At 34.7% G+C, this 12,662-nt stretch carries 12 protein-coding genes; all 12 read left to right on the top strand.

Going from position 1 to position 12,662, the window contains the following annotated elements; translation table 11 throughout:
- Positions 1–76: 76 nt before the first annotated feature.
- The 12 genes from BacF7301_RS19695 to BacF7301_RS19640 all read left to right on the top strand — a co-directional run bounded on the left by BacF7301_RS19695 (position 77) and on the right by BacF7301_RS19640 (position 12,577).
- Complete coding sequence (locus BacF7301_RS19695; protein WP_167965508.1) at positions 77–1,276, top strand: tyrosine-type recombinase/integrase; 1,200 nt, start codon at positions 77–79, stop codon at positions 1,274–1,276.
- 107 nt (positions 1,277–1,383) lie between these two features.
- Positions 1,384–3,573, top strand: a complete 2,190-nt coding sequence (locus BacF7301_RS19690; RefSeq protein ID WP_167965506.1) for a hypothetical protein — start codon at positions 1,384–1,386, stop codon at positions 3,571–3,573.
- Between the two features lie 163 nt (positions 3,574–3,736).
- Positions 3,737–4,405: a hypothetical protein gene (locus BacF7301_RS19685; RefSeq protein WP_167965504.1), complete on the top strand. Its 669-nt coding sequence runs from the start codon at positions 3,737–3,739 to the stop codon at positions 4,403–4,405.
- Between the two features lie 346 nt (positions 4,406–4,751).
- Complete coding sequence (locus BacF7301_RS19680; protein ID WP_122138281.1) at positions 4,752–5,021, top strand: hypothetical protein; 270 nt, start codon at positions 4,752–4,754, stop codon at positions 5,019–5,021.
- Between the two features lie 95 nt (positions 5,022–5,116).
- Positions 5,117–6,004: an AAA family ATPase gene (locus tag BacF7301_RS19675; protein ID WP_167965502.1), complete on the top strand. Its 888-nt coding sequence runs from the start codon at positions 5,117–5,119 to the stop codon at positions 6,002–6,004.
- Positions 5,970–7,055, top strand: a complete 1,086-nt coding sequence (locus tag BacF7301_RS19670) for a DUF3871 family protein (RefSeq protein WP_167965500.1) — start codon at positions 5,970–5,972, stop codon at positions 7,053–7,055. The genes BacF7301_RS19675 and BacF7301_RS19670 overlap by 35 nt, the downstream gene beginning before the upstream one ends.
- 8 nt (positions 7,056–7,063) lie before the next feature.
- Positions 7,064–7,519 (top strand): JAB domain-containing protein, encoded by a 456-nt coding sequence (locus tag BacF7301_RS19665; RefSeq protein ID WP_167965498.1) that lies wholly within the window; start codon positions 7,064–7,066, stop codon positions 7,517–7,519.
- A gap of 945 nt (positions 7,520–8,464) precedes the next feature.
- A complete protein-coding gene (locus BacF7301_RS19660; protein WP_167965496.1) occupies positions 8,465–9,118 on the top strand; it encodes a tellurite resistance TerB family protein in 654 nt (217 codons plus the stop codon).
- A gap of 391 nt (positions 9,119–9,509) precedes the next feature.
- Entirely contained in the window at positions 9,510–9,923 is a 414-nt protein-coding gene (locus BacF7301_RS19655; RefSeq protein WP_167965494.1) for a pepsin/retropepsin-like aspartic protease family protein, read from the top strand.
- Complete coding sequence (locus BacF7301_RS19650) at positions 9,910–10,437, top strand: hypothetical protein (protein ID WP_167965492.1); 528 nt, start codon at positions 9,910–9,912, stop codon at positions 10,435–10,437. Before BacF7301_RS19655 ends, BacF7301_RS19650 begins: the two co-directional genes overlap by 14 nt.
- Before the next feature lie 734 nt (positions 10,438–11,171).
- A complete protein-coding gene (locus BacF7301_RS19645) occupies positions 11,172–11,687 on the top strand; it encodes an outer membrane beta-barrel protein (RefSeq protein ID WP_167965490.1) in 516 nt (171 codons plus the stop codon).
- Positions 11,688–11,878: 191 nt separating this feature from the next.
- The gene (locus BacF7301_RS19640; protein ID WP_167965488.1) at positions 11,879–12,577 is read left to right on the top strand and encodes a porin family protein; all 699 of its coding nucleotides are present in this window, start codon (positions 11,879–11,881) and stop codon (positions 12,575–12,577) included.
- Positions 12,578–12,662 lie beyond the last annotated feature (85 nt).

The raw sequence follows: 12,662 nt of genomic DNA, 5'->3' as shown, positions 1-12,662 counted from the left end.
GACTCTATGTTTGCAGAAGGAAAGCATGGTGTTTGCAGTGAATATGTTATGTTAAACAATTAAATATTAGATGATTATGGCAACTTTTAAAGCTTGTGTTAGGTCACAGAGAAGTGATGGCTTGTTTGCTGTATTAATAAGGGTTACTCATAATAGAGTTGCAAGATATATAAATACAGATAAAACAGTGGATAAATCAAAATTGCGTAAAGGGGAAATTAAAGACCCTGAAATACTTTCTTATTGTTCCAACCTTATTAAACTCTATAGTGATAGATTGAATGCTGTAGATATATCCAGTTGGGATACCAATGAGGTTGTATCCTATTTACAACACATAGATGAAGATATATCTTTTTCTAAATATGCTAGGAAGTATGTTTTGGAGATGGCTACTGTTAGGGGGATGGTTAGGAATGCAAAGAACTACAGATGGGCATATCAATCATTGGAAAGGTTTGCAGAGTCAGAGAATATAATGTTTTCAAAGCTTACTACAAAGTTTATTCAAGACTGGATTAGCTCTTTAGCATCTACAAATAGGGCAAAGGAAATGTATCCAACTTGTATTAGGATGATATATAATGCAGCTCTTGAAGAGTATAATGATTATGATAAGAATATCATCCGAATCAAATTACAACCTTTTAGGAAGATTTCAATACCTAAAGCTGATGTTCCAGAGAAGAGAGCTTTGGATATAGATATATTAAAGAGATTCTTTACAGGTGAAATACCTGAATCTAATTTAAAAGTATCTCTACCAGAATTAAGTAGAGATGTAGCAGAAATGGTTTTCTGTCTAGCAGGGATGAATACAGCAGATATCTTTGAACTGCGTAAGGAGAATTTAAGAGAGGGAGTATTATGTTATCATAGATTAAAGACAAAGAAGTTTAGGCGTGATGGTGCATATTTGGAAATCAAGATACCATCAAGGATATTATATTTATTCGAGAAATACAAGTCAGATAATGAATACCTTCTGAATTTCAATAAAAGGTATCAGGATGGTAACTGTTTTAATGTAAATGTAAACAATGGTTTAAAATCTTATTGCAAGTATAATGAACTTCCTGATATCTGTATTTATAATTTCAGGCATTCATGGGCTACCATTGCCCAGAATAATTGTGGAGCTAGTACAGCAGAGGTTGGGTTTGCATTGAATCATGCATCCGCACATAGGGTAACAGAAGGGTACATTAAGAAAGATTATTCTCCAATTAGTATGTTGAATAATAAGGTTATTGAATATGTATTTGGGGAATATTAGTTGGTGCTAATAGCACCCAAGTGGTAAAAAGAATCTTTATAGCTAGTAACTATAGAGATTCTTTAGTATCTTTGCGCACTAAGGTGTATATTATATGTAAATACTATATGAGTAGAAGCAACCAAGACCTTAAGGTTGATTTAACCGAGGAAGTAGTAGACTTTCAAGAGTTAGAAGATGAGTTAGCTAATCTTGACCTCAAGAATGCTTTTGTTATTGACTTTGATAGCAAGTCAAATGCCATAACAGAGTCTCAAACATTAAAGATTAAGGACTCCAAACAATCTTTCTTTAGTGCCCTACCTGCTACTATTGAAGCTTCCAATAATGATAGTCTACAATCAGCAGAGATTATAGAGTGTGATGAAAGTATTAATTACATATCAGAGAAACTACCTATGATTCCCTCTGGTATCATTGAATGCCAAGTACTCCATATAGGCATTACTTATCTGGAGCTACATGCTGACAGAGATTCTATTATTCTGTTTCCTCATGAGGATGAAGCTAAGTTATATGCTAAAGAGTATCCTGAAATTAGCTTCTATGTAGACATACAAGAAATGATGTTTGAACAGGAGATAACTGCCTATAGGTCTGATAATAATAAACAGAAGTTTCTAGTTACTCCCAGTAGCATAAGTAGACTGTTGGACTATCTAGGTCAAGAAGAGGCATTAAAGTGTTTCTTTATGATTAAGGATATGGAGAAACTTCAATCAGAGTGTAACTATAAGCCTTATATATCTACTATCTTAGACTATTATATGGCATACCCTAAAGACAAAAGATGTATCTGTACCACAGATTATAAAGCATTTAGTCATCCAGTCCTTAAGAGTGAAGATGTACACATCATCAAATGGCATCATTTACCTAAGAGAAACATCAAGGTAAGACCATGCAGTAATACTATTGGAGTATTGAAAGAAACCATAGAAAAGCTACCTGATACAGATAAGGTACTAATTGTATATACATCTGTATCACAAGCAAGGTTAAGCATATTGAACCTTAAGGAAGATATACAGAAAGAATGCTGCATATTATGTAGTACTTATAATAAGGAAGATACAGGAGAGTTCTATGCTTCAATAGATGAGCTATCAGAAATACTATCTAAAAGAATCACATTCTTAGCTCTCAATAAGTTTGATATTAAGGTGAATGACAAATGTCATCTAATTACTGTATCCGATACAAGCAGAGGTAGTACAACAATGTCATTAAAGGATATAACCAGTGTATATGATTTATGCAAACCTGACAACATATTGAGTGATACTGTAATCCATAATACTATAAAGTGTTATGATAAGTGGAATGATGATATTGCTCTATTAATAGAAAGAGCTGATAAGATATCCAAGTTACAAAATACAGCAGATGAACTAAGCAGAGGTGATAGCAACTTACAGAGATTATTCTCCATTGTAAAGAGCACTATAAAGAACAAAGCATCTGGCAGGATAAGAGGTCGATTCCCTAACATCAAGTTAACAAGGATTGATGCTTGGAATAGATGTGCTGTAGCTTATATGAATATAGATAGCTTATTGTTAAGGACTAACTTATACAAGTCATATTATGATAAACCGGAATGCTTAGGTACTGCACTTAACAAATTATATCCTACTACTACCAGTGATAAGCTTAATGACAATCAAGTCTCTAAGGAGCAAAAGGAGAGAGAAAAGGAGGAGAAAACCCTATATAAAGATAAAGTAGCCAAAGGAAGATTAGCAGTATTAGATAACATACTAAAACTACATACAGAAGGTAAACTTAACATGCCATATCTTGAAATGAATAGTAGAAGAGGCACTAGAGCAAATAGAAAGATATATGAAGAAGTCAAAGTATTATATCCTTATATTTCAATAGAAGAGCTTATAGCAGGACTAAAAACTATCAAAAGTGGCAACAGAATAGGCTTCAAGACATTCAATAACTCTGTCATATATTGGGCACTTGATGATGAGCATCCCCTAAAACTATCTGTTAATAAGGCATTCAAGGTTGGAAAGAAATATAGTAATACTGAAATTAGAGAGAGGATGAACCCTATTATACAATATCATCTACATAAGGATTGGGCAGGCAATGAGAGGAAGACCATTGCACTGTTTAAGTGCTTCTTCAAGACTATAAGACCTAAGAGAGAGTATATCATACAGGCAGGTGACAAGTTTAACATTCATAAAGAGAGGATAAGTAAGGAAGAAAATGATTTGTTAAAATTACTTATAATCACTGACAGCCAACCCAATAAGTCAAGTGCAAGCATTGTGATATGATTAATTATACTTAACTTTAAGGTGTTACAAAATGTATATCAATTTTACTTATCATAAGGGTCAAATATCACCCTATACTAATTACTTTAGGATAAGCTCTTATCCTTTATTACTGTAGGTAATTAGTATGGGGTGGATTTTGACCCCTGCAAAACAAGAATTAATGACAACAGTTAAACAATTCACCATCATCCCCATTGAAGCTTGTAAATACTTCAAGCCCAAAGACCTTTATCTACTGGCAGGTTTGTATATTAATGCACCTTATAAGATAGGAGAAGAATATTTGGTAACAAACACCACCTATGAACAGTTAGCAGACACTACAGGAGTAAGCCTTGATTATATCAAGGATGCCTTTATCCCCAGATTAAAAGAAAGCAACTATGTTAAAGTTAAGACCATACAGGAGAACTATATGGTCAAGAGAAATATTTATCATCTACCTAATCCACCAGAGGATTTCAGGATTATATGGGCAGAGTTGTTCAGTGATAGCTCTTTAAGTCCTGAAGAGAAAGGAGTTATGATAGGGTTATATTGCCTTTGTGTTAACAATGAGTTCAGGATAGACCTATCAGATAAAGTCATTTATAGCCACTTGGATATGGCAAAGAACACATATAAAAAGTATAGAGACCTACTGATTGAAAAGAAAGTTATCTGGTCTTCCAATGATGTTCCAATGACACTAGCATGGAGTGAACATATGGAAGCTAAAGTACTCTTATACCCTCACTTAGGTTATAATACTTGGATAGACAAAGTTACATCAGATGTACCAGATGATGATGAAATCAAGCATTACATTGATACTGTTAATGATGAATGAATATGAATGATACATACCCAATATCCCCTGTTTTCACACTAGAAGATAGGGGATTATTGTATATGTACATAACTAATGTATAGCACTCCCTACTGTCATCTGATATACTGTCCCCTGATTTTTTAAATTTTTATTTTAAATTTCTGCAAACTTGATATCTACAAGTGCACTCTAAGTCACACTTTCACCCACCCCAGACCTTAAGAGTGGGATATCCCCCCTGTGGATATTGGGGATTATTGGATTCACATTATGAACTCATTACAGTAAGCTCATTACCCCACCATAGTAACTGAATCAACAGCAGCAGAATGGTCTGTCTGCACAACAATAAAATTACAATATTATGGAAAGATTAAAGTTCTTAGAAACAGTAACAGTGAATGAGTTCAAGGCTCAAAAGGGAGTAAGTAAGATTGAAGTAAAGCAGAATCCTCATACAGGTAAATGCTTCTTTGTCTATGGATGTGAAACTGGTGCAGTTAGTGACAAGTTCCTTAATGGAGAGGTTACCAATCCTGTTATCTCTCAAGTATGCTCACCAGATACAGGTGATATGTTCTATATGCTGCACCAAAGAGGTGAAGGTGGAGCTATGACATTGGCAACTTTATGATGGTTGTTAATGTTGACCTCAAGGAAGTAAGTCTATTAGAACTTGCTTCCTTTTTTCTTTATAGATTATACATCAACTATTAATACTATTCAGATATGTTGAACTTAAGAGTTTCATCCAAGAAGCAGGCTAAGATTAAGCTTGCTCTACAAGGTTGTGCAGGTTCAGGTAAGACCTACTCTGCATTACTTTTAGCTTATGGTCTATGCAATGACTGGACTAAGATAGCCATTATTGATAGTGAACATGGAAGTGCAGACCTTTATGCTCACTTAGGTGCTTATAATGTATTAAGCCTAAGTGATAACTTTACACCTGAAACCTATATACAAGCTATTGAAGTTTGTGAAGGTGCAGGTATGGAAGTTATCATTATTGATAGCATTTCTCAATGTTGGGATACCTTGCTTGAATACCATGCAGGTCTACAAGGTAACAGCTTCACCAATTGGCAGAAGGTGACACCTAGGATTAATGCTTTCATGCAGAAAGTATTGCAGTCTGGAAGCCATGTAATATGCACTATGAGATGCAAACAAGACTATGTTTTAAGTGAGAAGAATGGCAAGATGATACCAGAGAAAGTAGGACTTAAAGCAGTCATGAGAGATGGCATAGATTATGAGTTTACTATAGTCTTTGACATCAACATGAAGCACCAGACTATTGCATCCAAAGACAGGACAAACCTGTTTATTGGTAAGCCTGACTTTAGCATTACACCTGCTACAGGTCAGATAATACTTGACTGGTGTAATGATGGAGTTAACCTAGAGATGATAAGAAGTAAGATTAACAGCAGTAAGACCATTGAAGAGTTAACTGCTATCTATCATGCTTATCCAGAATGGTATCAGCAGCTTACATCAGACTTCATGCAAAGGAAAGCAGCACTTATGGACAAACAGAATCAACCAACTATTAACTATACTCCTAATTACATTAGATATGGAAACAATGCAGTTGCAGCCAGTCAGAGCTAATCTGATATACCCTAATAGAAATAAGGTAGATAATCCTTATATTCAAACAGTTGAGCCAATAGAAGTCACCAACACAGGCATTATATCAACAAATCCTGTAGAAGCTGAACTAATAAGCACCAGAGAAGGTAATAAGTTACCTTTTATTGAGGCTAATACAAAGGAAGTAACCATGCAGTACCTCAAGGAGGAATGTATTACACCTGTGTTCTCTAAGGACAATGAGGTTACTATATCACACTCTAGCTTTATAGAAACAGTATGGGAAGCAGCTAATAAGGTGTTTACTAATGAGAGAATAGATGAACCTGCCATCAGGGTAAGCCATGTTATCAAAGGCAGAATACCAGAAGCTATTCATAAACCAGTGAATCAGTTACTGGAATCTGATAAAACCATCTACTTTGAAAGGATGATGTTCTGTTTTGAGATACCAACCATATATGAGGATATTGCAGGTAACAGATTGAGCTTAACCATAGGTGGAGTAAGAGCTTATAATCACATGAATCTGTACAGCAAGAAGGGGGCAGAGAAGTTCAAAGTGTTTATTGGATTTCAAAACATGGTATGTTGTAACATGTGTGTATCAACAGATGGTTACAGGTCAGAGCTAAAGGTTATGAGTACCACAGACTTATTCAATTCAGTGATGAGGCTATTGCAAGAATACAATATAGCTAAGCATTTGTATTACATGTCAGCTTATAAGGATACTTATATGAGAGAATCCCAGTTTGCCCAGTTCTTAGGCAGATGCAGATTATATCAGTTCCTTCCTGTTGACCAAAAGAAGAAGTTACCACAGATGCTAATGACTGATACTCAAATAGGATTAGTTGCCAAAGCATACTATAATGATGATAACTTTAGTACTCTTCTGGATAGCAGGGAAATCAGCATGTGGAATGTGTACAACTTACTAACTGGAGCTAATAAGAGCAGCTACATTGATAACTTCTTGGACAGGTCACTTAATGCCACCCAATTGGCAGAAGGACTTAATAAGGCTTTATATGGTGAAAGTGAATATAGTTGGTTCATTAATTAGTGTATCTAATGGATAGTATAATGAATGTAGCAGAGGTTCAATTGAGCTATAAAAGTAATGTCAAATCATCAACTAGATACAAGATAAATAGTTCACAGGATGCCTATGAACTATTGATAAAGTGCTTCCCTGATGACACTATAGAATACAAGGAAAGCTTTAAAGTGGTACTGCTTAATCAGTCTAACAAAGTACTGGGTATAGTACCTATTTCAGAAGGTGGAATATCTGCAACTTATGTAGATGTAAGGTTGATATTACAAGCTGCCTTATTGGCTAATGCAACACAGGTAATATTGGCACATAATCACCCTTCTGGAAGCATGAAACCCAGTACTTTGGATGATGTTTTGACTGAAAAAGTAAGGAAGGTGGCTGAACTCATGGAGATTCATGTAGCAGACCATATAATCTTAAGTCCAGAGAAAGAATACTACTCCTATCATGATGAAGGAAAACTATAAATACTTAACCTTCTAAGGTCTACAATATCCTACCTTCTATTAAATCCATCCCCTCTGCTGTTATTATACCATTATGATGGGAAATTTCTCCTGCCTCACTTTCTTGCATATTATATATACAAAGTAAGTGATGTAGAATGGCAAATCAGGGGATAGTTTTATAGAGGTTGAATGCCTCTTCTAATATAGGTTGAGGGTATTTGATTACAGGGTAAAGAGATGTACTGCTATAATTACTTAACCACTTGAGGTTCGGTGAAGTATGTAAACATGAATTATAGCAATAGTTAGTAAGTTAGATTAAATTAAATGTCGATTGAATTATGTGTGAGATAATCTTGATTCTAGTGGGGGTTGTCCTCACAAGTATGATACTTAAGGATTAAGAGGTTATATACCTCTTACTATGTGTTTTTATTGTTGTTGATAGCCCTAGTTCATCATGGACTGGGGCTTTAACTTGTGTATATATGACAGCATTAGATATGATATTACAGTGGCTTATATTGATAGTTACTGGTACTCTATTTATCAATTGGGCATACAGAAAGTGAACAATTAGCCCTACCTTGGTATTATAAGGATATAGCCTGCATCTATGGTATTGATATGCCTTGAAACCTATTAATTTATGACTGTCAGATGATGAAGTATGACTGGAAAGTTCTATCTTTGCAGCAGTATTAATTAAATGACAATTAATGAAATAGATGTTTAACTAAGACATATTAGAAGAAGAAGTGTTTGCTTCTTGCTTGATGTTATCAGAGAAATCGCCAATTTCAATCAGATATAACCATCAAAAGCAGGTTAGTGAATGCTCATACCATATAGGTGTGGGCTTTCCTTATTTGCATGGTTATAGGTGTTTGGCGATACCTTCTGATAAGCAACTAAGGTTAAGCTCACACCTTCTTTGTAGTATGGCTACAAAGGAATATAATTATGGGAATACTAGACTTATTCAGGAGAAAAATTAAAGACCCTGAACTGTGTAGATTACGAGACTTACTAACTATTGCTTATGCAAGTGGAGAAATGACAGCTAAAGAGAGAAATACTATTCTTGAAATAGCAGCAAAGCACAACATTAGTAGTAGTAAGTTTCATCAAATGCTTGAAATAAGCCCTGATAGTGTACAAGATGCTTATCCTATTACTAAAAAGGAGAAGGATGAATATCTGCATGAGTTGGTGTATCTAATGGAAGTGAATAGCAAACACACTATGAGAGCTGTAAACTATGTTGAGTTTATTGCCAAGAAGCTAGGCTATACCCCTCAAGATGTACATGAAATGATAGAGGTAGTTACTTCTAGCCCTATCAATAATTCACCACAAAAGAAGCCTAACCAATGGCATATTAAATCAATTAGAGACTTTACTCAAGATGAAATCAATGCTGTATCACAAGCAGTTGTGGTATCCAGTCAGTATGGCAATAGTGTACAATTCACTATGATTAGTGGTGGGATGACCTATATTCCAATAGAACAGAATAGTGCTTCAGTTGCAGGCGAGATTGTGGATATAACTAAAGCTAAATTGCTCACCTTAGAAAAGACTGGTGAGATTGACATCTATAGAGTACAGATTTAGTATTAATCAGGGACTAGGTTATCTACTCCCTTAAACTTATTGCTTTATGAAGAAGATATTATCCATTGTACTAGTGCTGATAGCAATAGCTTTATACTTACTGGCTTTCTGGAAAATCTTAGTAGGAGTATTAATCATCTTTATCATAGGTATTATACTTGAAATGTATAATGGCAAATCACTTAAAGAAATCATTAATGACATGATAAACTAAAAGAGCTAAACACCAAAAGATATGAGAAAGATATTATATGTTTTAGGCTTACTTCTATTGGGGATAAGCATATGGAGCATTGCATGGACATGGCTAGAGTGGACATTAGTAGGAGTGATACATAGAATGGTCTTCCTAATAGTTAGTATCATACTCATCTATAAATATAGGTAGCCAATGTACTACTCCTTATATTATGGATTAAATAGTACCAGACTTCCCATTATATTAGTTGATGTTAAAGGTGAACACCTTTGCTTCATCTTGGATACTGGAAGTACCTGTAGTCTGATAGACAGCACTGTAGTAGAATACTTCAAGGATATAATAGAGCCTATTGGTGACTATTGTATCAGTGGAATTGAAGGAACTAAGCACAAGGTAGATATGATTACTCTGCCTTTCACATTTGAAGGTCAGATATATAAGCCCAAGTTCTGTGTAAGACCCTTATTGGATGCTTTTAAAAGCATTGAGGATGAAAGTGGAATACGGGTACATGGCTTATTTGGTACTGACTTCTTACTAGAGAACAAGTGGATTATTGACTTCAAACAACTTAATATTGCGGATGATTATGAAAAAGTATAACATTATTTATCTTATAACATTAACCCTAACTCTCAACATAGGATGTACAGGAAAACAAAAAGCAGAGCAATCTAATAGTATTACAGTTGAGAATGGTACTGTTATTGAAAATGTTCTTGCTGAGAAATTAGGTACAATAGTCAATACAAAATGGTCTACCTATAAATATAGGTCTCATTTTAAAGATATGGGTGCACAGGACAATAATATAGAAATGTACTCAAGGCTTATCAAAGATGAGTCAGGTAGCTATAATAATTTTGCTATTGATATATATGTTAAGAATGACTCTATTGTATGGCAAGGTTGTAGCATGCTTTTTGATTATGAAGAATTCATTAAATATGATAGTTTATTATTGGACTGTATTCCTAATAATGTAATTGGGGATTTCACTCCAGAAGATAAGTTTTGGAATAGACAATACTTCTTTGATGAGTTTTATGTGCAAGTAGGTAGGATGGATACTAATTATTATGTGCATTATTATTCAAGGGCATTTAGAAAGTATTGATTCTTAAATTTAACACTAATCCATTAACCCAATACAACACTACTATGCCAAATCCAGAACCTAACAAGTGGACTGGTATCATGCTATTTGCAGGTACAGTCTTATTAATCATCATCATGGTGATACTGACAATCATAGCCAGTTCTCATATGTAAGAAGAGAAGGGGCACATGAAGTATTTGAAGTAAGTTACTTTGAACACTTGTACCCCCTACTTTATTAAAACTCTGATAAGGTAGATTTGTACTTTATTGATGCCTACTTATGCCAAGTGAACATCTATTGAATGAAACTTTAAACTAATTAAGTTATGAAACAGAAGGAAGAAACTTAGTATTTATATACTATTATATTAAAATAATATTGCTACTTTTGTAGCAGAGCAATCAATGACAGACTGTATTGAATATGCTGAAGAACTATTATAGAATTAATGAAGTTTTCAGCATGCTTGCAATGAAAGACTAACTTGTTGATTAATAGGCAAGACTGGCGGCGGCGCAGGCAGCCATTGAGGGATAGCTAAATACACTGGTTAGGTACTTAACTATCTGATAAATAGGCTGTGAATACTTGTAAAAGTATTTGCAGTCTATTTTATTTTGTGTAAACAGAAGTTGTGTATTTTATAAAAAACTAACTAAAAAGTTGTTTTAATGAAAAAAGGGTTATACTTTTGCACCCCGGAAACGGATCTAAATGGGGTCTAATGGTATAATTTTAAAAAAAAGAAGATGAAAAAGAGTTTATTATTGGTAGTTATCATGCTGGTAGCTATCGCTGTAAAAGCACAAGACATTTACGTAGGCGGATCTTTGAACGTTTGGCGTAACAGCACAGGCAACACTACATCATTTAAAGTTGCTCCGGAAATTGGATATAACTTTAATAAAACATGGGCATTGGGTGCCGAATTGAATTATTCACATGAGTATAACGAAGGCGTAACTGCCAATGCAGTATTTGTAGCTCCGTACGTTCGTTGGTCTTATTATCAGAACAGTGCTGTTCGCCTGTTTATGGACGGAACTGCTGCTCTCGGCTTTGTGAAAATCAAAGATGGTGATACCAGCAAAGCAGGACAGATCGGTATCAGACCGGGTATTGCTGTGAAACTGAACAAGCATTTCTCTTTTGTTGCTAAGTATGGTTTCCTGGGCTATCGTAGAAACATTAATACTTCCGGAGATTCTTTCGGTCTTAAACTGAGTAGCGAAGACTTGTCATTTGGCTTCCACTACGAATTCTGATAAGAAAAACCGAACAAAAAATAGGAAAGGGAGTTCTCTAAAATAGGAAATTCCCTTTCTTTATGTATAAACTCTATAATTTACGCACTTGTTAACGAAAAATTTGTTTAATACGAATTACAATTATACATTTGTATTGTTAAACAATGAGGAAGTATAATCCTTGAGTATTAATTTAAAACTTTAAAATTATGAAGAAGAGTGTCTTATTTGTATTATTTGCGCTGATTTCAGTAGCAGGTTTTTCTCAGATTACTGGTTGGAATGCCAAAGTTGGTATGAATGTCAGTAACTGGACAACAGATGACATGAATGCGAAAGTTGGTTTCAGAGTTGGGGTTGGGACAGAGTATGCATTCAATGATATGTGGTCATTGCAACCTTCTTTGTTCTTTTCTACCAAAGGAACAAAAGCTGATAATGGTGATTTTATGGGAGCTAGTGCAAAAGTGACTGTGAACCAAATGTATCTGGAATTACCAGTAATGGCTGCTGCTCGTTTTAGTGTGGCTGATAATACGAATTTGGTTATTAGCGCAGGTCCTTATTTTGCTTATGGTGTAGGTGGTAAAACAAAGGCTACTGTTAAAATGCAGGGAGATGAAGCTAAGGTAAAGTTTAATACTTTTGGAGATATAGACAAAGTAACTCTTGAATATAATGGACAAAGTGCAGATGTTTCTATTAAAGATCTTGAAGATGAAACTGGTGAAGACTTGTCAGGAGCGAAAGGACTGGATCGTTTTGATTTTGGTTTAGGTGTTGGAGTTGCGTTGGAATACAATAAATTTATTGTTGGTCTGGACGGACAGTTTGGATTGACTAAATTACAAACCGGTGGTGGCAAAAATATGAATTTTGCAATCAGCGTGGGATATAAATTCTGGTAAGTATCCATAGAAAAAAGAAAGCCGTTGCAGAAGATGATTCGCAACGGCTTTTTTATTATTGAGATTAATAAATGTAGTCTCTTTC

This window comes from Bacteroides faecium (assembly GCF_012113595.1).
GTDB classification, from domain to species: domain Bacteria; phylum Bacteroidota; class Bacteroidia; order Bacteroidales; family Bacteroidaceae; genus Bacteroides; species Bacteroides faecium.
Note: the sequence above shows the minus strand (reverse complement) of the source record. Positions and strands in the feature narration are given on the sequence as shown.

Excerpts from the sequence above, each read along its gene's own strand:
- BacF7301_RS19695 (WP_167965508.1), top strand. The coding sequence starts at position 77 with ATGGCAACTTTTAAAGCTTGTGTTAGGTCACAGAGAAGTGATGGCTTG.
- BacF7301_RS19690 (WP_167965506.1), top strand. The coding sequence starts at position 1,384 with ATGAGTAGAAGCAACCAAGACCTTAAGGTTGATTTAACCGAGGAAGTA.
- BacF7301_RS19685 (WP_167965504.1), top strand. The coding sequence starts at position 3,737 with ATGACAACAGTTAAACAATTCACCATCATCCCCATTGAAGCTTGTAAA.
- BacF7301_RS19680 (WP_122138281.1), top strand. The coding sequence starts at position 4,752 with ATGGAAAGATTAAAGTTCTTAGAAACAGTAACAGTGAATGAGTTCAAG.
- BacF7301_RS19675 (WP_167965502.1), top strand. The coding sequence starts at position 5,117 with ATGTTGAACTTAAGAGTTTCATCCAAGAAGCAGGCTAAGATTAAGCTT.
- BacF7301_RS19670 (WP_167965500.1), top strand. The coding sequence starts at position 5,970 with ATGGAAACAATGCAGTTGCAGCCAGTCAGAGCTAATCTGATATACCCT.
- BacF7301_RS19665 (WP_167965498.1), top strand. The coding sequence starts at position 7,064 with ATGGATAGTATAATGAATGTAGCAGAGGTTCAATTGAGCTATAAAAGT.
- BacF7301_RS19660 (WP_167965496.1), top strand. The coding sequence starts at position 8,465 with ATGGGAATACTAGACTTATTCAGGAGAAAAATTAAAGACCCTGAACTG.
- BacF7301_RS19655 (WP_167965494.1), top strand. The coding sequence starts at position 9,510 with ATGTACTACTCCTTATATTATGGATTAAATAGTACCAGACTTCCCATT.
- BacF7301_RS19650 (WP_167965492.1), top strand. The coding sequence starts at position 9,910 with ATGAAAAAGTATAACATTATTTATCTTATAACATTAACCCTAACTCTC.
- BacF7301_RS19645 (WP_167965490.1), top strand. The coding sequence starts at position 11,172 with ATGAAAAAGAGTTTATTATTGGTAGTTATCATGCTGGTAGCTATCGCT.
- BacF7301_RS19640 (WP_167965488.1), top strand. The coding sequence starts at position 11,879 with ATGAAGAAGAGTGTCTTATTTGTATTATTTGCGCTGATTTCAGTAGCA.